Genomic DNA, 23,203 nt, shown 5'->3' with positions numbered 1-23,203 from the left:
TCCGCGTCGGCTCAGCCGCCGGGACCCGTGCGGGCCTCCGTGCCGCCCGAGGATGCCCTGCGGGATTCTCTGCCCGATCGAGGTGGTACCCGTGGATCTCAGGATGTCGGTCGAAGACCGGGAGGAGTTCCTCGCCGGCCTCCACGTGGGAATCCTGGGGGTGAACGATCCCCGGAACGGCGGTGGGCCGTTGCTGGTTCCGCTCTGGTACTCCTACCGGCCCGGCGGGCTGGTGGCGATCGAGACCGGGCGGCAGGCGCTGAAGGCCCGCCTGGTTCGCGACGCCGGGCGGTTCAGCCTCTGCGTGCAGGACGAATCGGCGCCGTACCGCTATGTGAGCGTGGAGGGACCGGTCGTGGACGTCGAGGATCCGGTGCCCCCGGCCGAGCACGAGGCGCTGGCCCACCGGTACCTGGACGCGGACGCCGCGACGGCGTACCTGGCGGCCAACCAGGAGCAGCTGGCCGACGACATCCTCATCCGCATGCGGCCCGAGAGGTGGAGGACGGCCGACTTCTCCGCCTTCGCCGCGGAGTTCGACACCTAGTCCTCCGTGCGGCAGGCGATTCACGTGCAGCACAGACGGGACATCCCATGGTCATTGACCCGATGACGCTTCCGGTGGCGCCGGCGTGGAACGCGGGGACGCTGTGGTATCCGCGCGATCGCTGTCTGCACGAGCTGTTCGACTCCCAGGCCGCGCTGCGTCCCCGGGCGACCGCCTCCGTACAGCACGGCCGCAGCATGAGCTACGGCGAGCTGAAGGACCGCTCCGACGCGCTGGCCGCCCGGCTGATCGGCTCCGGGGTGCGGCGCGGTGACGGGGTCGGTGTGTGCGGGAGCCGGTCCCTGGAGGCGCTGGTCGCCTTTCTGGGCATCCTCAAGACCGGCGCCGCGTACGTCCCGCTCGACGACGCCTCCCCGCCCGGACGGCTCCAGGCGATGGCGGAGGACGCCGGGGTGCACACCGTGGTGACGCTGCCCGGCAGTGTCTGCCGCATCCGGCGGGTGCGGACCCGCATCGCCCTGGACGGGTCGGCGCCGGCCGAGCCGCCCGCGCTCCCGCGGACCGGGGTACTGCCCGGTGACTGCGCCTACGTGATGTTCACCTCCGGCTCGACCGGCCGTCCCAAACCCGTTGCGGTCCCGCACTGCGGCGTGGTCCGGCTGGCCGCCTCCGACCTGGTGTGGCAGCGGCCGCGCCCCGGCGAGCGGGTACTGCACGCCTACGGCCTCTCCTCGGACGCCTCCACGATCGAGATCTGGTCCACGCTGCTCGCCGGGGCCTGCGTGGTGATCGCCGATCAGGAGGAGCTGCTGTCACCGGCCGCCCTGGAGTCCCGGCTGCTGTCCGAGCGGGTCAGCATCGCCTACCTGACCACCGGGGTGTTCCACCACATCGGGCGCACCAGGCCGTCGGCGCTGCGGTCCCTGCGGTTCGCCTCGGCCGGCGGCGAGGCGATGGACCCGGAGCTGGCCCGCGCGATCCTGGCCGCCTGCCCGGACACCACCGTGGTCAACTTCTACGGTCCGACCGAGAACAGCGTGGTCTCCACCGCGCACCTGGTGGACGGTCTGCCTCCCGAGGCGACGGCGGTGCCGATCGGCCGGCCGCTGGAGAACTCCACCTGCTACGTGGTGCGGGCGGACGGCACGCTCGCGGACGCCGGTGAGGAGGGCGAACTCCTCGTCGGCGGGGACGGGCTCGCGCTGGGGTACCTCGGCGACCCCGAGCTGACCGCCGAGCGCTTCGTCGACAACCGCTTCGAGCCCGGCACGCGGCTCTACCGCACCGGTGACCGGGTGGTCCGGCGGGCGGACGGCGTACTGGAGTACCGGGCGCGGGTGGACCGGCAGATCAAGCTGCGCGGGCACCGCATCGAGCCGGACGAGGTGGAGGCGCGGCTGCGGGCGGACGACGCGGTCGGCGAGGCCGTCGTCGAACTGGAGGGCGACAGTCTGATCGGATACGTGACACCGGCCCGGCCGGGCCGGGCGCTGCCGCTGGACCGCATCCGCGGCGGGCTCACGGCATGGCTGCCCGCGGCCGCGGTGCCCGCGCGGCTGGTGGAGATGGGGCGGTTCCCGGTGACCGCGGGGGGCAAGGTCGACCGCCGCCGGCTGCGCCTGCTGGCGGGCGCGGACGGGGCCATCGCCCCGGCGCCCGGCCACCGCCCCGGGCCGGGTCCGCAGCAGTCGGCGGCGCGGGTGTGGCAGGTGGTGCTGGGTGTGCACCCGGCGCCCGGGGACAGCTTCTTCGACATCGGCGGCGACTCCCTGCTGGCGGCCGAGGCCGTCACGCGCACCCTGGCCGCCTTCGGCCTCGACGCCCGGCACGGCCGCACCCTGATCCACAGTCTGCTGCGCTCCCCCACCCTGGAGGACTTCACGGCCGCCGTCACCGCCCTCACCTCCGTCGAGGGCCGGCGGGCCCGGGCGGCCCCCGACGCCGGCGCCGTGGACTTCCGCGCCGAGGCGCGGCTGGGCTTCACCCTGCCGCCGCCGCGCGGCCCGGAACCGGACTGGCGGCACCCCCGGGAGGTGCTGCTCACCGGCGCCTCCGGCTTCGTCGGCGCCTTCCTGCTGGACCGGCTGCTGCATCGTACCGACGCCCGGGTGCACTGCCCGGTGCGCGGCCGCGACGCCGCGCACGCCCGGCAGAAGGTGATGCGGAACCTGGCCCGGTTCGGCCTCGCCGCCACGGAGGCCGCCGACCGCGTCGAGTGCTTCCCGGCGGACCTCGCCGAGCCCGGTCTCGGTCTGGAACCGGGCCGCGCCGAGGAACTGGCCGGCGCCCTCGACCTGGTGATCCACGCCGCCGCACAGGTCAACTTCCTCTATCCGTACGAGGCGTTGCGCCGCGCCAACGTGGAGGGCACCCGGCAGCTCGTACGTCTGGCGGCCGAACGCGCCGTGCCCGTGCACTTCTTCTCCACCATCGCGGTGCTGGCCGGCTTCGGCACCGCCGGCGTGCGGCACGTGGACGAGGACCTGCCGCTCGACCACGCCGACCGGCTCACCATGGGCTACGCCGAGAGCAAGTGGGTGGCCGAGGAGGTGCTGCGCGACGCCGCGGGCCAGGGCCTTCCGGTGGCGGTCCACCGGCCGTACGAGATCACCGGTGACCGGCGCACCGGCGCGTGCAACACCGACACCGCGATCTGCTCGCTGTTCAAGACGATCACCGAGACCGGGCTGGCCCCCGACATCCCGCTGCCGCTGGACTTCGTCCCGGTGGACTTCCTCACCGAGGCGGTGGTGCACATCGCCACCGCACACCGCGCCGGCCACCGGACCTACCACTTGACCAACCCCCACCCGGCGAGCCTGCGCGACATGCTCGACCGGATGGACGCGGGGGGCCACCGGATCCGGCGGCTCCCCTACGAGGAATGGGTGGACGACCTCGTCCGCCATGTCGCGCGGCACCCCACGAGCCCCACCGCCCCGTTCGTCTCCCTGTGCGTGGACCGCTGCAGGCAGGCGGACATGTCCGTCAAGGAGATGTACTTCGAGGGCACCTTCCCGGCCGTGGGGCGGGCCAACGTCGAGCGTGACCTGGCCGGCACGGGGCTGCGCTGCCCGCCCGTCGACGCGGCACTGCTGGACCGCTACCTGGAGTACTTCTACGCCACCGGCTACATCGAGCGCCCGTAGCCGCACCCCTGCGGTCGAGCGCCCGTGGCCGACGCCACCCCAGCACAGGAGCGAGCATGACCCCTCCCCCACCCGGCGCGCAGGCACCCGGCCCCGAGACGGACGTCCTGGACTTCCCCCTCCCGCCGCCGGGCACCATGGGGCCGCCCGAGACGTGCGCGCGGCTGCGCGAGAGCCGCCCCGTGGCCAGGGTCGGGCTGCTGATGGACGCGACCGCCTGGTACGTCACCCGGTACGAGGACGTCCGGGCGCTGCTCGCCGACCCCCGGCTGATCAGGCCGACCATCAACGACTGGCCGCCCCGTCCCGGCCCGGCCGCCGACGAGGGACCCCGTCTGGTCACCATGGCGGAACTGGACGGCCCCCGGCACCTGGCGCTGCGCAGGTCCGTGGCCTCGGCGTTCAGCTCCGGAGCCGTCCGGGAGCGGCTGCCGCGCATCCGCGAACTCGCCGACCGGCTGCTGGAGGGGTTCGCGGAGGGCGGCCCTCCCGGCGACCTGGTGGCCGGGTTCACCGAGCCGTTCCCGCTGCTCGTGCTGTGCGACCTGGTGGGCATCCCCTCCGGGGACCGGGACTGGTTCCTGCCGGTCCTGGACTCGGCCCTCGACGGGATGGTGACCGCCGAGGAGGGGCGCAGGGTCACCGACCTGCTGCGCGCGTACGTGGCCGAGCTGATCGCGCGGAAGCGGAGCCGGCCCGGCGACGACGTCCTGACCCTGCTGGTCCGCCAGTGCGAGGACGGGACGCTGACCGACGAGGAGGTGACGGCCTTCGGGCTGTCCATGCTCACGGTCGGCTTCGGCATCAGCGGCTTCTTCCTGGCCGGCTCGGTGCACACGCTGCTGCACCGGCCGGACCAGTGGGCCCGCCTGCGCGACCACCGCGACCTCATGCCGGACGCGGTGGAGGAACTCCTGCGGTACATGCCGGTGATGAACGGCACCGTGCTGCTGCTGGCCACCGAGGACATCGAGGTGGGCGGGCAGACCATCCGCGGGGGCGACGCCGTCATCCCGGTGCTGGCCTCCGCCAACCGCGACGGGAGCGTGTTCGCCGACGCCGCCCGGCTCGACCTGTGCCGCGCGGACAACCCCCACCTCACCTTCGGCCGGGGAACCCACAACTGCGTCGGCGCGCACCTGGCTCGCGCCGAACTGACCGTCGGGCTGGAGGCGTTGCTCGACCGCTTCCCGCGACTGCGTCCCGCCGAGGGGCAGGAACCCCTCTGGGACGACCAGTCCGTCACCAAGTCACCGCTGACCCTCCCGGTCGGCTGGTGACCCGACCCGCACGCACCAGGGGAGGTCCACCCGTGAACACCACGCCGGAACCCGCCGTCGACGTGCCCGTCATCGATCTGCCCCTCCCCCCGCCGGGCACCATGGGCCCGCCCGAGGAGTACGGCCGGCTGCGCCGGGAGTGCCCCCTGGCCAGGGTCAGGCTGCCGATCGGCGCCACCGCCTGGTACGCCACCCGCTACGACGACGTCAAGGAACTGATCGCCGACGCCCGGCTGATCAGGCCGAGCATCACCGACTGGCCGCCCCGCCCCGGCCATGTCCCCGGTGACGAACCGGGCCTGGTCACGATGATGGAACTGGAGGGCCCCCGGCACGCCGCCCTGCGCCGGGCCCTGAGCGAGCCGTTCAGCGTCCGGTCCGTGCGGAGCCGGCTGCCGCGCATCCGGCGGTCGGCCGACCGGCTGCTGGATCCGTTCGTCGGCAGCGACCAGCCCGGGGACCTGGTCGTCCGGTTCCTCGAGCCCTTCCCCGTCATGGTGATGTGCGATCTCGTCGGCATCCCCTACGAGGACAGCGACTACTTCCTGCCCAGGGCGGACGCCGCGCTCGGGGCCATCCTCACGCTGGAGGAGGGCCGTGAGGCCACCTCCCAACTGCGCGAGTACATCAACTCGTTGCTCGACCGGAAGCGGCGCGGCCCCGGCGACGACATGCTCACCCGGCTGGTCGACGAGTGCGGGCGCGGCGCTCTGGACCACGAGAGCGCGGTGAACTTCGGGCTGTCCATGCTGGTCGCCGGGTACCGCACGAGCACCATGTTCCTGGCCGACGCCGTGCTGACCCTGCTGACCCTGCCCGGCGCGTACGCACGCCTGCGCGACCACCGCGACCTCATGCCGGGCGCGGTGGAGGAACTCCTGCGCTATGTCCCGGTGATGAACGGCGTGGTCGTCCTCCAGGCCGTCGAGGACATCGAGTTGCACGGCCGGACCATCCGGGCCGGCGACGCCGTGCTGCCCGTGCTCGCCGCGGCCAACCGCGACGAGCACGTGTTCACCGACGCCGACCGGCTCGACCTGTGCCGCGCGGACAACCCCCACCTCACCTTCGGCCGCGGGGCGCACAACTGCATCGGCTCCCACCTGGCACGCGCTCAGATGACCGTGTGCCTGGAAGCGCTGTTCGACCGCCTCCCGAACCTGCGCCTGGCCGAGGGCCACCAGCCCATCTGGGAGGACGAGTCACCGAGCAAGTCACCGCTCACCCTTCCGGTCCACTGGTGAGCGCCGCCAACCGGCGAGCGGTTCCTCGCCGAGGTCACCCGCGGCCGGTCCGGCTCAGGCCACCGGCTTGCCGTAGACGGCCATCTCGTAGATGGAGTACCCCCAGGTCGTACGGCGCTTGACGCCCTGCATCCGGATGTAGGACACCGGCTCGTCGCCCGTCAGCCGGATGACGTCGGTTCCGCACTCGGCCGGGGCCATGGTCGCGGCGGTGGTCCAGTCGACACCGTCCGCGGAGGTCTCCAGCCGGTACCGCTCGGCGCACGCGGATTCCCAGGCGACGGTCACGGCGGCGACCTTCGCGGGTGCGGCGAGCTTGATCTGCGCCCAGGCGTCGTCCTGGTAGCCGGAGGCCCAACGGGTGCCCATGTCACCGTCGTTGATGTACCGGGCGGCCAGCCGGTCGAGGTCCTGCTCCACGCTGGACGCGGTCGCGGTGCCCGCCGGTGCCAGGTTCTCCGTGCCGCCCGCCACGTCCCACAGGCCGAGGCGCACATCGGCCTGGACGAGGAAGGCGTCCAGGACGCCGTCACCGATCTTCGGCTGGACGCTGCCCCAGGTGTTGCGGGCCGGGTCCACCCGTACGGCCGCCGCCTTGCGCTGGAGGTCGCGGGAGGTGGTGAGCAGTTGCTGCGCACGGTCAGCGTCGCCCGCCTGCCGGGCCGCGAGCGCGTCGGCCATGGCGACGGCCGCCCGCCCCCACTGCTCCGTCGCCTTCAGCCAGGGCTCCGCGTCGGCCACGAAGCCCGCCTGCACCGTTCCCCCGCGGATGACGGCGGGCGCGTCGGCGATGGCGGCGGCGTACTCGCGCAACTCGGCCAGTGCCTCGGTGCGCCGGCCCGCGTCCCACTCCTGCCAGAACCGCTTGACGCGGGCGTCGAGCGCCGGGGCCTGCGGCTGCCACGGCTTCGCGCCGAACGTGGGGGCGAGGTGGTTCAGGTCGGCGAAGACAGCCAGTGCCCCGGTGGCCGCGCGGTCGCCCCCGGCGAGGTAGGACAGGGCGCGAGTCCAGTTCGACGCCGCGTCGTAGGCCCGGTCGTTCCAGGTGAAGTCGGCCGTTCCGAACACGGCGACCTTGCTGGCGTAGGGCTGGTTCATGGGGTTGGCGACGATGCCGCTGAGATGGTCGCCGAGCCCCGTCTCCCGCTTGTCGTAGGGCGCGAGCAGGAGCCGCCCCTGGGTGTTGCCGAAGTCGTTGACGGGATAGTTGTCCCAGACGAAGACCTTCCGGCCGAACAGCTTCGACACGGCGTCCGCCTGGCTGTTGGTGATGGAGGGCGGGACGACGTCGGTCCCGGTCCACATCACGACGACCTTCGGGTCCAGCGTGGCCCGCATGGTCTGCTTGTACGCGGTGTCGGTCAGGTCGCCGTACTCGGTGGGCACCATCTGGAGGGCCTGGGTGCCCTCGTGGGTGTCCACGAAGGTGCGCTGGACGTCGTTGAGGAGGTCCACCTGCGCCCTTGCGGCGGCCGCCTGGCCCGGCGCGCCGAACTTCTCCCGGTCGCCGTCGCAGTTCCAACGGGTGTAACTGATGTCGTCCAGCGGGATGGAGAAGGCCCGCCCGCCCAGGTCGTACACCGCCTGGAGCTTCGCCTTGAGCGCCGCGCGGTCCGCCGGGTCGGAGTAGCAGATGGACCCGCCCGGGGACACGGCGAAGGTGAACCGGACGTGGTTGGCGCTCGCGCGCCGCACCAGGGTCCCCAGCTCGGCGAGTTTGCCGGCCGGATACGCCTCGCGCCACTTGTCCCTGTGGTACGGGTCGTCCTTGGGTGCGTAGACGTAGGTGTTGGCCTTGACGTCGCCGTAGAAGTCCATCTGGTCCAGCCGTTCGGTGGCGGACCACGGCTGACCGTAGAAGCCTTCGATGGTGCCCCGCAGCGGCATCGACGGGTAGTCACTGACCTCCGCGCCCGCGACACGCCAGCCGTCCTCACCTCGGACGAACAGCTGCCGCAGGGTCTGCACGGCGTAGAACTGCCCGGCCGCGTCCGCGCCGCCGAGCGCGACCTGGCGCTGCGGCCCGCCCGTGCCGACCCGCAGCGCGTAGCCCTCGGCGTGCTGGGGCACGCGGGTGTCGCCGAGCGCCTTGGCGATGTCGGGTCTGGTGGCGGGACCGAGGCGTACGGTGAGCAGTCCCGCGGGGACGGCCCGGTCCGGGGTGACGACGTCGACGCGGTCGGCACCGTGGGCCCGCAGCTCGCGCACGAGACGGTCCCGGGCGGCGGTGTCCGTGCCGTCGTCGGCGACGACGACCACCCGCCCGGTGACGTTGGCGTCGGCCCCGGCGCGGGAGAGGGACTGCGGGACGGGTGAGACGGCGGGCAGCCCCTGCCCCGGCGCGGGAGCGGGTTCGGCGTGGGCCTGCGGGACCAGTACGAGGGCTCCGGCCGTCAGTCCGGCGGCCAGGAGACAAGAAGTGAGCAGCGAACGGCGTTTCTTCATGGATGCGTCCAATTCCTTGGAGCGGAGCCACCGTTGGCGACGGCCTTCGCCGACGCCGCCGGTCCTGCCGGCGGCGCCTGGGGACGGCCTTGCCGCACGGGTGGCCTGGACGGCGTTCCCGGTGGTGCTCAACAGCGCCGCGAGGCAGGCGGGTTGACCGCCCGGCCGCACCGGCGCACGGCAGATCGAGCCTCCTCACTCCTCTCCGGGGCAGCACTCACCGGGACCACAGTGGACGAAGACTTGCGGGCGTCACGCTCGCACAGGAACGACATGTTGTCTAGACCACTTGCCGCCCCGGGGGCCACTCCCGGCACCGCTGCGCCGCACGTCCGCTCACTCGGCGTGGACCGTCTCCCCCGCGACCAGCGTGAGTACGGCGCGGGTGCCGGACACGGCCGTGTCCGGGGCGAAGAGGTCCCGGTCGAGGACGGCGAGGTCGGCGGCCATGTCCTCGCGCAGCAGGCCGACTTCGTCGTCGTTGCCGTTCACCCAGGCCGAGCCGGCCGTGTAGGCGCGCAGGATGTCGGTCAGTTCCAGCCGTTCGTGCGGCACGAACGGGCGGTCGGCGCCCGGCCATCCGGTGTGCGCCGAGCCGGGCGGTTCGGTGCGGTGCACGGCCACGTGCATGGCCTGCCACGGGTCGGCCGTGGTGACCGGCCAGTCGCTGCCCCCGGCGAGCCGGGCGCCGCTGTCCAGGAGCCGGCGGAAGGGGTACTGCCGGCCCGCTCGCCCCTCGCCCAGCAACGGATTGGTCAGCTCGTCGGTCTGCTGGTGATGGGTCGCCCACAGCGACTGGACGTTGGCCGTCACCCCCAGAGCGGCGAAGCGGCCGATGTCCGCGTCGTCGACCAGCTGCACATGGGCGATGTGGTGGCGCCGCTCGCGCGCTCCGTTGGCCGCGGCCGCGGCCTCGACCGCGTCCAGGCACTCGCGCACCGCCCGGTCGCCGATCGCGTGGAAGTGCACCTGGAAGCCGGCGGCGTCCAGGCGGGTCACCGCCTCGGCGAGCAGCGCGGCGGGCACGTTGGAGTGGCCGAGGTTGCCGGTGGCGCACCCGCAGGAGTCCAGGTACGGCTCCAGCAGGGCGCCGGTGCCGTTCTCCAGCACGCCGTCCTGCATCACCTTCACGGCGCCGGCCCGGAAGCGGCGGCCGGGCTCGCCGCGCCGCGCCACCAGGTCGTCGAGCTGCTCCGGACCGCGGTCGCGGTCCCACCACAGGGCGCCGGTGACCCGGGCCTTCAGCAGTCCCTCCGCGTCGGCCCGCCGGTAGGCGGCGAGCGTGTCGCCGGCCCCGCCGTACGCGCCGACGATGGCGTCCTGCCAGCCGGTGACGCCGTACCGGAAGAGGTGGGCCTGCGCGTGGCTCAGCGCCGCGAGCTGGTCCTCGACGGTGTCCGGCGGGAGCAGCCGGGCCACCAGGTCCATGGCGCTCTCGTGCAGCACCCCGGTGGGCCGGCCGGCCGCGTCGCGCTCGATCCGCCCGGCCGGCGGGTCGGGGGTGGCCGCGTCGATCCCGGCGCGCTCCAGTGCCGCCGAGTTGACCCACGCCGAGTGGTGGTCGGCGTTGGGCAAGAACACCGGCCGGTCCGGCACGGCAGCGTCCAGCGGCTCCCGGGTGGGCCAGCCGCCGGGGAAGCAGTCCATGCTCCAGCCGCCGCCGAGGATCCACGGCCGGCCGGGGTGGGCGGCCGCGTACTCCCGGACGGCCGTGAGGCAGCCCTCGGCGTCGGTGGCGCCCGTGAGGTCGCAGCGCAGCGCCTCCAGGGCGCCCCAGACCGGGTGGATGTGCGCGTCCTGGAGGCCGGGCACCACGGTCCGGCCGGCCAGGTCGAACGTCTCGGACGGGCGGCCGGCGGCCCGGCGCACCTCGGCGTCGGTGCCGACGGCCGTGATCCGGCCGCCGGCCACGGCGACGGCCGTCGCGTGCGGGCGCCGCGGATCGCCGGTCCACACCCGGCCGCCGTGCAGGACGAGGGTCATGCGCCGGTCCCGTGGGTGCGCACCACGTACACCTTGCGGAGGGTCTCGTGGACCTGCCAGGTGCCGCGCCAGCCGGCCGGCATCGCCAGGGTGGCGCCGGGACGCAGCTCGACGTCCTCACCGCCCTCGGTACGGACGGTGGCGGATCCGGTCAGCACCTGGCAGACCTCGTCGTAGCCCTCGCGGGTGGCGGTGAAGTGGCCGGGGTCGCACTCCCAGACGCCGACCTCGACCAGCCCGTCGGGGGACTGCCACAGGGTGCGGGTGGTCTCCCGCTGGCCGGTGGTGCTGGTCGGCTTGGGCGTCGCCGGGGGCAGGTCGGCGCTCGCCGCGTCGGCGAGGAAGGCGACGGCGGGGACGAGGGCGGCATTGGCGGTGGCGCTGGCGGTTTCCATGGGGACTGCTCCTTTCAGCGTCCGCTGATGACGTTGGCGACGCGTGCGATGACGGAGGTGCGCTCCAGACCGGAGTTCTCGTGCCGGTCGGCGGCGCGGTAGGCGACGTAGAGGCTGCGCACGCCGAGCCAGCGCAGCGGCTCCGGCTCCCAGCCGCGCACCTTGCGGCCCACCCAGGGCAGCCGGGTCAGGTCGGTCTGCTCACCGAGGATCAGGTCGCGCAGGGTGCGTCCGGCCAGGTTGGTGGTGGTCACGCCGTGCCCGACGTAGCCGCCGGCCCAGCCGAGGCCGGTGTCCCGGTCCAGGTGGACGGTGGCGCACCAGTCGCGCGGCACGCCCAGCACTCCGGACCAGGTGTGGTCGATCGCGACGCCCTCGGTGGCCGGGAAGTGCTGCCTGAGGATGGCCTGGAGCTGCGCCTGGGTGGCGTCCCGGGTCTCGCCGCGCTGGTCGACGTGGGAGCCGAACATGTACGGGATGCCGCGCCCGCCGATGGCGATGCGGCCGTCGGTGGTGCGCTGGATGTAGCAGTACGAGTTGGCCTCGTCCCCGATCAGTTCGGCGCCGCGCCAGCCGATCTCCTCCCACACGGAGGCGGGCAGCGGCTCGGTGACGATCATGCTGCTGTTCATCGGCAGCCAGACCCGGCGGTGGCCGCGCAGTCCGGCGGTGAACCCCTCCAGCGCCCGGATGACGTACGACGCCCGGACGGTGCCGTGGGTGGTGACCGCCTCGCGCGGGCGGATCTCGGTGACCTCGGTGCCCTCGTAGACGGCGACGCCCATCCGCTCGACCACGTCGGCCAGGCCCCGGACCAGCTTGGCGGGCTGGATGCGGGCGCAGTGCGGGCTCCACTGGGCGTAACGGGCGCCGGCGATGCGGACCCGCTCGGCGAGCCGGTCCGCGTCGAGTTCGACCAGGTCGTCCTCGCCCCAGCCCTCGGCGCGCAGCGTGGGCAGCCCTTCGCGCAGCCTCCGCTCCTGCGCGGCGTTGGTGGCGACGTGCAGCAGTCCGTCCTTCTGGATGTCGGCGTCGATGCCCTCCTCCGCGGCGACCCGGATGACCTCGTCGACGGAGGAGAACATCTCCCGCTGCATGGCGACGGCCGGCTCCCGGCCGTGCGACTTCGCGTAGCGGCGCATCTGGCCGGGCGGCTCGGCGCTGAGCCAGCCGCCGTTGCGGCCGGAGGCGCCGAAGCCGGCGAACTCCTTCTCCAGGACGGCGATCCTGAGGTCGGGCTGGGACTTCTTGAGGTAGTAGGCGGTCCACAGGGAGGTGTAGCCGCCGCCGACGAGTGCGACGTCGACGTCCAGGTCGCCGGGCAGGGCGGGGCGGCGGGCGGGGACGCCGCTCTCCCGGAACCAGAAGGAGACGTCGCCGTTGACGAAGGTGGGGCTGGTGGCGGGGGTGGTGCTCATCGTCCGCTCTCTTCCGCGGCGGCGACCGGGATCCGGTCGCCGGAAGTGGGTGGGTGGGTGGTGCTGGAGGGGTCGTCGAGCAGGACGCCCCGTTCGACGTCCCAGACCACGGTGACCTCGTCGCCGTGGCGGACGCCGGACAGCCGGTCGGCCTGCTCGCGGGCGAGCAGCACGGTGCCGTCGGGCAGGGCGAGTTCGAGCTTGCGGCCGGAGCCCAGGTATATCTCCTGGGTGACACGGGCGGGCAGCGTATTGACCCCGGGCGCGACCGGCTCGGCGGCCGGCTGGACCCGCAGGTGCTCGGGGCGGACCACGACGGCGGCCGCGCCGCCCTCGGGCCGCCGTCCGGCGACGCGTACGGTGCGGTCGCCGACCCGCAGGCAGGAGTCGTCGCCGTCCGCCTCGACGCGTCCCCGGACGGTGGAGGACTCGCCGAGGAACTCGGCCACGAAGAGGCTGCGGGGCTTTTCGTAGAGTTCGCTCGCGGTGCCGACCTGCTGGATGCCCCCGTCGTCGAAGACGGCGATGCGGTCCGACAGGACCAGCGCCTCCTCCTGGTCGTGGGTGACGAAGACGAAGGTGGAGCCGACCTCCTGGTGCACCCGCTTGATCTCCAGCTGGAGGGATTCGCGCAGCTTCTTGTCGAGCGCGCCGAGCGGCTCGTCCATCAGCAGCACGCTCGGCTCGTACACCACGGCCCGGGCCAGGGCGACCCGCTGCTGCTGACCGCCGGAGAGTTCGCGCGGTCTGCGGTGGCCGTAGCCGCCGAGCCGTACGGTCTGAAGGGCCGCCTCGACCATCTCGGCGCGGCGGGCCTTCGGCACCTTGCGCTGCTTGAGCGGGAAGGCGACGTTCTCCGCGACGGTCATGTGCGGGAAGAGCGCGTAGTGCTGGAAGACCATGCCGATGTCTCGCCGGTGCGGCGGCAGGTCCTGCATCTGCCTGCCGCCGATGGTCAGCGTGCCCGAGGTGGCGGCGGTGAACCCGGCGATGATGTTGAGGGTGGTGGTCTTGCCGGAGCCGCTGGGGCCCAGCAGGGTCATGAACTCGCCCGGTTCGATGACCAGGGAGACGTCGTCGACGGCGACGGAGTCCGCGTACTCCTTGCGCACCTGCGCCAGTTCGATACGGGCTCCGCGCGCCTTGATGAGGCTGGTGTCAGCGGACACGGTTCCTCCTGGCGGTGGCGAAGGTGGCGGCCAGCACGAGCACCGTGGTGAAGACGATGATCAGGGTGGCGGCCGCGGCGATGGTGGGGTCGGTGTCCCGGGTCACGCTGGCGAACATCCTGACCGGCAGGGTCTGCAGGTAGGGGCTCTGGATGAACAGCGAGACCACGACCTCGTCGAAGCTGGTGACGAAGGCGAACAGGGCACCGGAGACGACGCCCGGGGCGATCAGCGGCAGGGTCACCTGCCGGATGGCGCCCCAGCGGGTGGCGCCGCAGATCAGTGCGGCGTCCTCGAGGCGCCGGTCGAAACCGCGCAGGCTCGCGGTCACCGGGATGATCACGAACGGCAGGGCGAGCACGGTGTGGGCGGTGACGAAGCCGAGCAGGGTACCCAGCAGGTTGTACTGGAGGAAGAGCGCGTACACGCCGATGGCGACCACCACGGTCGGCACGATCATGGGTGCCAGCAGCAGCCCGTACGACGCCTTCACCCAGCGTGAGCCGGACCGGGTGAGCGCGATCGCGGCGGCGGTGCCCAGCACGGTGGCCACCACCGCGACCAGGGCGCCGACCTGGAGCGAGGAGAACAGCGCCTCGGTCCACCGGGGGTCGGTGAAGAAGTTGGTGTACCAGCGGGTGGACCAGCCGCTCGGCGGGAACACCAGGGACGCCTTGTCGGTGAAGCTCAGCGGGATCACCACGAGCGTCGGCGCGATGAGCCAGAGGCCCACCAGCGCGCTGAACGCCCACAGCGCGATCCGCGCGGGTGCCGTCCTCATCGGGCACCTCCCCGGTTGCGGGTGAAGCGCAGGACGATGCCGACCAGTCCCAGCAGGACCAGCGTCACCGCCAGCAGCACCACGCCCATCGCTCCGCCGCGGCCCCAGGCGAGCAGCCCGTTGACCTGGGTGAAGATCTGCTGCGAGATCAGCGCCTGGTCGGGCGAGCCCAGGAGGGCCGGGGTGACGTAGAAGCCGAGCGAGGTGATGAACACGGTCAGCGCGCCGGCGCCCACGCCGGGCAGCGACAGCGGCACGAAGACCCGCAGGAAGGCGGTGGCCGGGCGCGCCCCCATGCCCTGCGCGGCGTCGAGGAGCCGGCGGTCGATGCCGCTCATCACCGCGTACAGCGGCAGCACCATGAACGGCATCAGCACCTGCGACATGCCGATCACCACCCCGGCGGGGGTGCGGATCAGCTGGAGCGGGCCCAGCCCCACGGTGCCGAGGATCTGGTTGACCACGCCGCTGTCCTGGAGGAGCACCACCCAGGCGAAGGTGCGCACCATCAGGCTGGTCCAGAACGGCAGCAGCACCAGCAGGGTGAGCCAGATCCGCGCCCGGGCGCCGACCACGGTCATCAGGTAGGCGTACGGATAGGAGAGCACCAGGGTCACCAGGGTGACGACGGCGCCGACGGCCAGCGTGCGCACCAGCGTGGCGACGGCGACGTCGCTGGTGAAGAACCAGGAGTAGTTGCCCGCGCCGGGGGTGGGCTCGCTGACGCTGCGCCAGGCCATCAGGCCCAGCGGCACCAGGAAGAGCACGGCCAGCAGGACCAGCGCGGGCAGCAGCAGCCATCCCCACCGGCCGCCGGCGCCCTTGCGGGGCCGGCCGCCGGTGGCCGGGGAGGCGATCTCGATCAGGGCCGTCATGGGTTACCGCGCCAGCCAGTCGGACCACTTCGGGATGACCTGCTCCTGGTTCTCGGCCCACCATGCGTTGTCGAGCTTGAGGGCCTGCGCCTGGCGCTCGGGGGTGGAGGTGAGGTACTCCGCCGCGGTCGCGTCGACCTTGGGCTTGGCGTCGGAGTTGACCGGCGAGTACGAGGTCAGCTCGGTGAGCTTGGCCTGCTGGTCGGCGCCCAGGTAGTAGTTGATCAGCGCCATGGCGGCCTTGGGGTTCCTCGCGCCCTTGGGCACGGCGAGCGAGTCCGCGACCGGCATGAACTGGTTCCACTGCGGAGCGAACTTGGCACCGTTCTTCACGGCCGAGTAGGCGCGGCCGGTCCACACCATCGCCATGGAGACCTCACCCGACTCCAGCAGCTGCTGGGAGCGGGCGCCGGTGTCCCAGAAGACCAGCGAGGAACGCACGCTGGTGAGCTTCTTCAGGGCCCGGTCCACATCGAGCGGGAAGAGCTTGTCGGGGGCGACCCCGTCGGCGATCAGCGCCGCCTCCAGCGGGCCGGGGGCCGCGTCCGAGGGCACGCCGGGGATGGCGCGCTTGCCGGGGAACCTGGTGGTGTCGAAGAAGTCCGCCCAGTCCTTCGGCGGATTGTCGCCGAACTTGGACTTGTCGTACATCAGGACCATGCCGTACGTCATGGCCGGCACCGAGCACTTGCCCACCATCTCCTTGGGCAGCTTCGAGGTGTCGACGACGGCGGTGTCGAGCGGCATCAGCAGTTTGCCGCACTGGCGATCGGCCCAGATGGAGTCGGTGTCCACCACGTCCCAGGTGACGTTCTTGGCGTCGACCTGCGCCTTGAGCTTGGTGTAGTCGGTGGGTCCGTCGGAGAGCATCCGCGCGCCGGAGTCCGTGGCGAACGGCTTGACCGCGGCCGACTCCTGACCGTCCTGGTAGATGCCGCCGTAGGAGGCGAAGGTGAGGGTGACGCCGTCGAGCGCGCCCTTCTTCACCTGGCCGGCCGTGGCCGGTCCGGGGCCGAGGTCGACGTCGGCGGCGGCCGGGCCGGTGCCGGCGCAGCCGGTGAGGGTCAGCAGCAGGGCGCCGGCGGCAGCGGCACACCCCATGATTTTACGTGATATTCCGGGCATGACTGTCTCCAAGAAGGACGGTGAAGACACAAGGGGACCGAGAGGGCACGGCGCGGAGGCGCACGGCGGCGAAGTCCGCGCGGACATGGCGCGGTGGCGCGCCGCGCGGCGGAGGCGCGGTGAGGAGGTGCGGCGGCGCCGCGGGCAGGAGCGGAGAGGGGATCGCGGGCGGGAGGGGTACGGGCGGTGAGGGTACGGGCGGGGGCGGGGTCAGTCCGGGGTCGGCGGGCTGATGATCCAGAGGATTTCGGCAGGCGCCTCGTGGCGGTTGACCACGCGGTGCGGCGCCGAGGAGCGGTATTCGATACTGTCGCCGGCCTCCAGGTCGTGGGCCTGGCCGTCGAGTTCGACCCGCACGGCGCCGCTGATCACCAGGAGGATCTCCTGGGAGTCGCCATGGGTGTAGGCGTCGTCACCCGTGGAGGCGCCCGGGTCGAACTCGCCCGCGTACACCTCCAGATGGCTGAGCGGACGCTGCGAGATGAGGAACTTGCGGCTTCCCGGGGCGGTTTGCAGCATGGGCCGGTCGGCCCGCCGCACCACCCTCGGACCCGGCGCGCTGTCCTGGTCGAACAGATCGGCCACGGTGAGGCCGAGCGCCGCGGCGATCCGCCGCAACATCCCGATGGAGGCGTTCGCCTGCCCGCGTTCCAGCTGGCTGAGGAACCCGGGGCTGGCCTGGGCGGCCTCCCCCAGGGCCCGCAGGGACATCCGCCGCATCGTCCGGTACTCCCGGACACGGACCCCCAACGCCGCGTCGGCGGCGGCGTCGGAGGGGTCCGGAGTTGAGCGATCAGTCATGAGTGAACACCTGATGCGTCTTCAGCGAACACTTTGTTCGCTGACGTGATACGGACCGTACGCTCAGGTGACCTGCCGCACAAGACCCTCCTTCCGCCGTCACCGGAACGTGATCCCGGCACGGGCCAGTGCTGCGACCGGAAAGGTTTGCCGGGAAGCTCGCGGCGTCCGGTGGTGGGGGTACCTCCCACGCCGTTCAGGCTGTGGGGGGAGCATCGCAAGGCGGAGCATCGCCCGCGTACCGGATGTACTCGGGTGATGCGACAACGCGGCGAGGTGCCGTGCCGGGCGCCGCGAGCCGGTGAACCTCTCCGGTCGCAGCATTAGACGGCGTCCCGCTCGACCGGGCAGCTCATGCAGCGCGGGCCGCCCCGGCCCCGGCCCAGTTCGCTGCCGGGGATCTCGATGACCTCGATGCCCTGCTTGCGCAGATGCGTGTTGGTGGTGGCGTTGCGCTCGTAGGCGACGACGACGCCGGGTTCGACGGCGAGGACGTTGCAGCCGTCGTCCCACTGCTCGCGCTCGGCCGCGTGCACGTCCTGGGTGGCGGTCAGGACCCGGATCTCACTCAGCCCCAGCGCGGCCGCGATCGCGCGGTGCATATGTTCCGCGGGATGGTCGGTGACCTTCAACTCCTTGTCCTCGGCGCCCGGTTCGATGGTGTACGAGCGGAGCATGCCGAGCCCGGCGTACTGGGTGAAGGTGTCGCCGTCGATCATGGTCATCACGGTGTCGAGGTGCATCACGGCCCGCCGCTTGGGCATGTCGAGCGCGACGATCGTCCGGGCCGATCCGGCGGCGAACAGCTTGTGCGCGAGCATCTCGACGGCCTGGGGCGTGGTCCGCTCGCTCATGCCGATGAGCACGGCGCCGTTGCCGATCACGAGCACGTCCCCGCCCTCGATGGTGGACGGGTAGTCGGCCTGCCCCTCGGACCACAGGTGGAACGTCTCCCCCCGGAACAGGGGGTGGTAGCGGTAGATCGCCTCGAAGTGGACGGTCTCGCGCTGCCGGGCGGGCCAGCGCATGGCGTTGATGGACACGCCGTCGTAGATCCAGGCGGAGGTGTCGCGGGTGAAGAGGTGGTTGGGCAGCGGACCGAGCAGGAAGTCGTCCAGTTCCATGGCGTGGAAGCGCACGGACGTCGGCTCCTCGTGAGCGGCCAGGAACTCCCGCTTGGTCATGCCGCCGACGAGGACCTCGACCAGTTCGGCGGCGGGCAGGGTCTCGAAGGCGGCCCGCAGGTGATCGGTGGCGAGCGGCCCGTACTCCTTCTCGTCGAAGACGCGGTCCAGGACGAGCGAGCGGGCCGACGGGATCTCCATCGCCTCGGTCAGCAGGTCGCCGAAGAGGTGCACGGCGACCCCGCGGTCGCGCAGCACGTCGGCGAACCCGTCGTGCTCGGCACGCGCCCGGCGCACCCACAGCACATCGTCGAAGAGGAGGGCGTCCTTGTTGCTGGGGGTGAGCCTTTTGAGCTCGAGATCGGGCCGGTGCAGGATGACGCGGCGCAGCCGCCCGGCCTCGGAGTCGACATGGAATCCCATGCCTCCATCCTGGCCAACGGCGGCCGGTTTCACCCACCGCGCGCCTGTTTCCACGACCTCTTTTCTCGTCACCTCGACGAGAAAAGGAACTCCTACGGCACTCGGGGCAGGGACCACCGGGGCCCGGGAGCGATCCCCCGGGCCCCGGCCCCGGCCGAAGGCCCCCTCACAGGCGGGGGTCCACCGGCTCCGACTCCAGCGCCAGCACGCCGAACACCGCCTCGTGCACCCGCCACAGCGCCTCGCCGTCGGCCAGGCGGTCCAGAGCCTCCAGACCGAGGGCGTACTCGCGGATCGCGAGGGAGCGCTTGTGGTTGAGGAAGCGGCCGCGCAGGCGGGCGAGGTTGTCCGGGCGGGTGTACTCGGGACCGTAGATGATCCGCAGGTACTCCCGGCCGCGGCACTTGATGCCGGGCTGCACCAGGCGGCCCTCCTTGCCGCGCACCAGAGCGTCCAGCGGCTTGACGACCATGCCCTCGCCGCCGCGGCCCGTCATCTCCAGCCACCAGTCGACGCCCGCCCGCACGGACTCCGGGTCGGCCACGTCGACGTACAGGCGGCGGGTGGTCTGCAGCAGACCGGTGGCGTCGTGCTTCACGAGCCGGTCGAGCAGCGCCAGTTGCCCGTCGTGCGGCAGCCCGGCCAGGCTGCGGCCCCGCACGGCGAGGATCTGGAACGGCGCCAGGCGGACGCCGTCCAGGCCGTCGGTCGGCCAGCAGTAGCGACGGTAGGCGGCCGTGAACGCGGCCGCGTCGGCGGCCCGTTCGCGCTGGCGGCCCAGCAGGTCCGTCACGTCGACACCGCGCGCCGCGGCGCCCTCCAGGGCGGCCAGCGCGTCCGGGAACACCGCGCCGGAGGCCGCGCCGACCGCCGCGTACTGCGAGCGCAGCAGCCCGGAGGCCTTCAGCGACCACGGCATCAGCTCGCAGTCGAGCAGCAGCCAGTCGGTGTCGAGGTCCGCCCACAGGCCCGCCTCGGTGACCGCCGTGCGCAGTCGGCCGAGTGTCTCCTCGGTGACGGACGGGTCGTCGAAGAAGGGGCGGCCGGTGCGGGTGTAGAGGGAACCGGTCGGGCCGTCCACTCCGAACCGCCTGCGTGCCGCCTCCGCGTCCCGGCAGACCAGGGCCACCGCCCGCGAGCCCATGTGCTTCTCCTCGCACACGACCCGGTCCACCCCGTCCTCCCGGTACTGGGCGAACGCCTCTTCCGGGTGCTCCAAGTAGCCGTCAGCCCTCGAAGTCGCCGTCGGCGCCATGGTGGGCGGCAGGTACGGAAGCAGCCGCGGGTCGACGGCGAAGCGGCTCATGACCTCCAGGGCCGCCGCCGCGTTCTCCTCACGCACCGCGACCCGGCCGGCGTGCCGCGTCTCGACGGCCCGGCGGCCGTGCACGTCACCGAGGTCCAGCGGACGCCCGTCGTGCCCTCCGGGTGCCTCGGTGCGCAGCGGCCTGGCCGGCTCGTACCAGACCCGCTCGGCCGGTACGTCGACCAGCTCCCGCTCCGGCCAGCGCAGCGCGGTCAGCTTGCCGCCGAACACCGCGCCGGTGTCCAGGCAGAGGGTGTTGTTCAGCCAGGTCGCCTCCGGGACCGGGGTGTGACCGTAGACCACGGCCGCCCGGCCGCGGTAGTCCTCCGCCCACGGGTAGCGCACCGGCAGGCCGAACTCGTCCGTCTCCCCGGTGGTGTCGCCGTAGAGCGCGTGCGAGCGCACCCGGCCCGAGGTGCGGCCGTGGTACTTCTCCGGCAGACCGGCGTGGCTGACCACCAGCCGCCCGCCGTCGAGGACGTAGTGGCTGACCAGGCCGTCGATGAACTCCCTCACCCGCGCCTTGAACTCCTCGCTCTCCCCCTCCATCTGCGCGATGGTCTCGGCGAGTCCGTGGGTGGGCTGGACCTTGCGGCCTTTGAGGTGGCGCCCGTACTTGTTCTCGTGGTTGCCCGGCACGCACAGCGCGTCGCCCGCCTCGACCATGGACATCACCCGGCGCAGCACACCCGGGCTGTCCGGGCCGCGGTCGACCAGGTCCCCGACGAAGACCGCGGTACGGCCCTCGGGGTGCGCCCCGTCGGCGTAGCCCAACTTGGCCAGCAGCGCATCCAGTTCGGCGGAGCAGCCGTGGATGTCGCCGATGATGTCGAACGGGCCGGTGAGGTGGGTGAGGTCGTTGAAGCGCTTCTCGGTGACGACCGACGCGTTCTCGACCTCGTCGACTCCGCGCAGCACGTGCACCTTGCGGAAGCCCTCGCGCTCCAGGTGCCGCAGCGAGCGCCTCAGTTCGCGGGTGTGCCGCCGGATCACCCGGCGCGGCATGTCGGCCCGGTCGGTGCGGGCCGCGTTGCGCTCGGCGCACACCTCCTCCGGTACGTCGAGGACGATGGCGATGGGCAGCACGTCGTGGCTCTTCGCCAGGTCGATCAGCCGGCGCCGGGCGTCCTGCTGCACGCTGGTGGCGTCGACGACGGTGCGGCGGCCGGCCGCCAGGCGCTTGCCGGCGATGTAGTGCAGCACGTCGAAGGCGTCGCGGGTGGCGCCCTGGTCGTTCTCGTCGTCGGAGACCAGGCCGCGGCAGAAGTCCGAGGAGAGGACCTCGGTGGGCTTGAAGTTGCGCCGGGCGAAGGTGGACTTGCCCGAACCGGAGGCGCCGACGAGGACGACGAGGGAGAGGTCGGTCACGGGCAGGACGCGTCCTCGTCCTGCGGGGCTCTGTGTCTCGGTCATGCCGCCTTCGCCTCCTTCACGCTGGTGTCCTTGGTGTCCTTGGTGACCTCGGTGGTCCCGAGGGTGAAGACGGCCATCTGGGTAGGTGGTCCGACCTCGGGGTCGTCGGGGCCGATGGAACGGAACTCGACGTCGTAGCCGTGGCGTTCGGCCACGGCGTGCGCCCACCGGCCGAACTCTTCGCGGGTCCACTCGAAGCGGTGGTCGCGGTGCCGTGCGTGCCCGGCGGGGAGGGTCTCCCAGCGGACGTTGTACTCGACGTTCGGAGTGGTCACGAGCACGGTGCGGGGGCGGGCAGCGCCGAACACCGCGTACTCCAGGGCGGGCAGCCGGGGCAGGTCGAGGTGCTCGATCACCTCGCTGAGCACGGCGGCGTCGTAGCCCTTGAGCTGCTTGTCGGTGTAGACGAGCGAGCCCTGCCGGAGCGTGACGCGGGCGGACTGCCGCTCCCCCATCCGGTCCAGCTTCAGCCGCCGAGCGGCGATGGTGAGGGCCCGTACCGACACGTCGACGCCGACGATCTCGGTGAACCGCGCGTCCCGCAGCAGCGCCTGCACCAGCTGGCCTTGCCCGCAGCCGAGGTCGAGGACCCGGGCGGCACCGCGCTCGTGCAGCGCCGCGACGATCGCGTCCCGCCGCAGCACGGCCAGGGGCGTCGGCTTCTCCTCGGTCTCGGTCTCCTCCGCCACGGCGTTGTCGAGTTCGTCGACCCCGCTGTCGTCGGCCTCGGCCAGCCGCACCAGCTCCAGTCGCTCCATCGCCTCCCGGGTCAGCGACCAGCGGCGCGAGAGGTAGCGGCTGGTGATCAGCTTCTGCTCCGGGTGGTCGGGCAGCCAGCCCTCGCCCGCCCGGAGCAGCTTGTCGACCTCGTCGGGTGCGACCCAGTAGTGCTTGGCGTCGTCGAGGACGGGGAGCAGGACGTAGAGGTGGCGCAGGGCCCGGGCAAGGGTCACCGTCTCCGACTCCAGCACGAGCCGGACGTAGCGCGAGTCGCCCCACTCGGGGAACTCCGTGTCCAGCGCGACCGGTTCGGCACTGACCGTCCAGCCGAGCGGTTCGAACAGGCGCTGTACGAGGGCGGGGCCGCCGCGGGCCGGAAGCGCCGGTACCTCGATGCGCAACGGGCGTGGCCGGTCCGGGAGTTCGGGCCGCGCGTGGCACACCCCGCGCAGGGCGCTGGAGAACACGGCGCTCAACGCCACGGCGAGCAGCGAAGAAGCCGCGTAGGGGCGGTCGTTGACGTACTGCGCGAGCGCCGCGTCGGGGGCGCCGCCGCGTCCCTTGTCCTTGCCCCGCCGGACCAGGGCCACCGTGTCGACCTCCAGCAGCAGCGCCGCCGTGCAGCGCTGATCGTCCGCCTCGGGGTAGAGGACGTGCGCGGTGCCGTAGGAGGTCGAGAACGCCTGGGACTTGCCCGGGTGCTTGTGCAGCAGGAAACCGAGGTCGGTCGCGGGGTGTCCGGACGTGCCGGTGGTGGTGATGGTCAGGAACATGCGGAGGGCCTCTCCGGCTGGATGGACGGCTGCGGAGCCGTGTACGCCAAAGCCCCCGAGGACGGTGATCCCGGGGGCTCGGCAGGACGACGCCCTCACCTTCGCACAGGCGTCCGGACCTGTGCCTTCCAATATTCACCGGCCACCACCCCACGGCCGGGGCATCGTTGTCGGGGAACGGGAAAAGAGGCGAGAGGGCCGGCATCGGGCCCAGCCGGGCCGAGCCATGGCACAGGGCGCCGGTGCGAGCCCGTCCGGGAGGCGATCAGTG

The 23,203-nt window shown here is 72.6% G+C and carries 16 protein-coding genes; 4 read left to right on the top strand and 12 right to left on the bottom strand.

The window, feature by feature from the left end:
* The first annotated feature begins 103 nt into the window (after positions 1 to 103).
* The 4 genes from ACWC91_RS09820 (at position 104) to ACWC91_RS09805 (ending at position 6,181) form a co-directional block, all read left to right on the top strand.
* On the top strand, positions 104 to 547 hold the full coding sequence (locus ACWC91_RS09820) for a pyridoxamine 5'-phosphate oxidase family protein (protein WP_225075801.1): 444 nt from the start codon (positions 104 to 106) through the stop codon (positions 545 to 547).
* A gap of 62 nt (positions 548 to 609) precedes the next feature.
* Positions 610 to 3,657, top strand: a complete 3,048-nt coding sequence (locus ACWC91_RS09815) for an amino acid adenylation domain-containing protein (RefSeq protein WP_450642674.1) — start codon at positions 610 to 612, stop codon at positions 3,655 to 3,657.
* Between the two features lie 56 nt (positions 3,658 to 3,713).
* Positions 3,714 to 4,937 carry a cytochrome P450 gene (locus tag ACWC91_RS09810; protein WP_450642676.1) on the top strand — a complete coding sequence of 408 codons (1,224 nt, stop codon included), beginning with the start codon at positions 3,714 to 3,716 and terminating at the stop codon, positions 4,935 to 4,937.
* 32 nt (positions 4,938 to 4,969) lie between these two features.
* Entirely contained in the window at positions 4,970 to 6,181 is a 1,212-nt protein-coding gene (locus tag ACWC91_RS09805) for a cytochrome P450 (protein WP_225075804.1), read from the top strand.
* 54 nt (positions 6,182 to 6,235) lie between these two features.
* Here the strand turns inward: ACWC91_RS09805 and ACWC91_RS09800 are convergent, their stop codons facing one another.
* From ACWC91_RS09800 to ACWC91_RS09745, 12 genes are all read right to left on the bottom strand, one after another.
* Positions 6,236 to 8,626: a beta-N-acetylglucosaminidase domain-containing protein gene (locus ACWC91_RS09800; protein WP_376499331.1), complete on the bottom strand. Its 2,391-nt coding sequence runs from the start codon at positions 8,624 to 8,626 to the stop codon at positions 6,236 to 6,238.
* A gap of 336 nt (positions 8,627 to 8,962) precedes the next feature.
* The gene (locus ACWC91_RS09795; RefSeq protein ID WP_376499329.1) at positions 8,963 to 10,609 is read right to left on the bottom strand and encodes an amidohydrolase; all 1,647 of its coding nucleotides are present in this window, start codon (positions 10,607 to 10,609) and stop codon (positions 8,963 to 8,965) included.
* Positions 10,606 to 11,004, bottom strand: a complete 399-nt coding sequence (locus ACWC91_RS09790; RefSeq protein ID WP_225075807.1) for a cupin domain-containing protein — start codon at positions 11,002 to 11,004, stop codon at positions 10,606 to 10,608. Before ACWC91_RS09790 ends, ACWC91_RS09795 begins: the two co-directional genes overlap by 4 nt.
* A 14-nt stretch (positions 11,005 to 11,018) precedes the next feature.
* On the bottom strand, positions 11,019 to 12,422 hold the full coding sequence (locus tag ACWC91_RS09785) for an NAD(P)/FAD-dependent oxidoreductase (RefSeq protein WP_225075808.1): 1,404 nt from the start codon (positions 12,420 to 12,422) through the stop codon (positions 11,019 to 11,021).
* Positions 12,419 to 13,591: an ABC transporter ATP-binding protein gene (locus ACWC91_RS09780; RefSeq protein WP_450642678.1), complete on the bottom strand. Its 1,173-nt coding sequence runs from the start codon at positions 13,589 to 13,591 to the stop codon at positions 12,419 to 12,421. Before ACWC91_RS09780 ends, ACWC91_RS09785 begins: the two co-directional genes overlap by 4 nt.
* Positions 13,581 to 14,372, bottom strand: coding sequence for an ABC transporter permease (locus ACWC91_RS09775; protein WP_141357408.1), 792 nt, complete (start codon positions 14,370 to 14,372; stop codon positions 13,581 to 13,583). Before ACWC91_RS09775 ends, ACWC91_RS09780 begins: the two co-directional genes overlap by 11 nt.
* Complete coding sequence (locus ACWC91_RS09770; protein ID WP_450642680.1) at positions 14,369 to 15,247, bottom strand: ABC transporter permease; 879 nt, start codon at positions 15,245 to 15,247, stop codon at positions 14,369 to 14,371. The genes ACWC91_RS09775 and ACWC91_RS09770 overlap by 4 nt, the downstream gene beginning before the upstream one ends.
* A 3-nt stretch (positions 15,248 to 15,250) precedes the next feature.
* Complete coding sequence (locus ACWC91_RS09765; RefSeq protein WP_450642682.1) at positions 15,251 to 16,348, bottom strand: ABC transporter substrate-binding protein; 1,098 nt, start codon at positions 16,346 to 16,348, stop codon at positions 15,251 to 15,253.
* A gap of 234 nt (positions 16,349 to 16,582) precedes the next feature.
* Positions 16,583 to 17,173 (bottom strand): helix-turn-helix domain-containing protein, encoded by a 591-nt coding sequence (locus ACWC91_RS09760; RefSeq protein ID WP_376499325.1) that lies wholly within the window; start codon positions 17,171 to 17,173, stop codon positions 16,583 to 16,585.
* 323 nt (positions 17,174 to 17,496) lie between these two features.
* Positions 17,497 to 18,720, bottom strand: a complete 1,224-nt coding sequence (locus tag ACWC91_RS09755; RefSeq protein ID WP_376499323.1) for an arginine deiminase — start codon at positions 18,718 to 18,720, stop codon at positions 17,497 to 17,499.
* 166 nt (positions 18,721 to 18,886) lie between these two features.
* Positions 18,887 to 21,439, bottom strand: a complete 2,553-nt coding sequence (locus tag ACWC91_RS09750; protein WP_450642684.1) for a polynucleotide kinase-phosphatase — start codon at positions 21,437 to 21,439, stop codon at positions 18,887 to 18,889.
* Positions 21,436 to 22,932 carry a 3' terminal RNA ribose 2'-O-methyltransferase Hen1 gene (locus tag ACWC91_RS09745; RefSeq protein ID WP_450642685.1) on the bottom strand — a complete coding sequence of 499 codons (1,497 nt, stop codon included), beginning with the start codon at positions 22,930 to 22,932 and terminating at the stop codon, positions 21,436 to 21,438. The genes ACWC91_RS09750 and ACWC91_RS09745 overlap by 4 nt, the downstream gene beginning before the upstream one ends.
* Positions 22,933 to 23,203 lie beyond the last annotated feature (271 nt).

The organism is Streptomyces sp. NPDC001204 (genome assembly GCF_053598035.1).
Note: the sequence above shows the minus strand (reverse complement) of the source record. Positions and strands in the feature narration are given on the sequence as shown.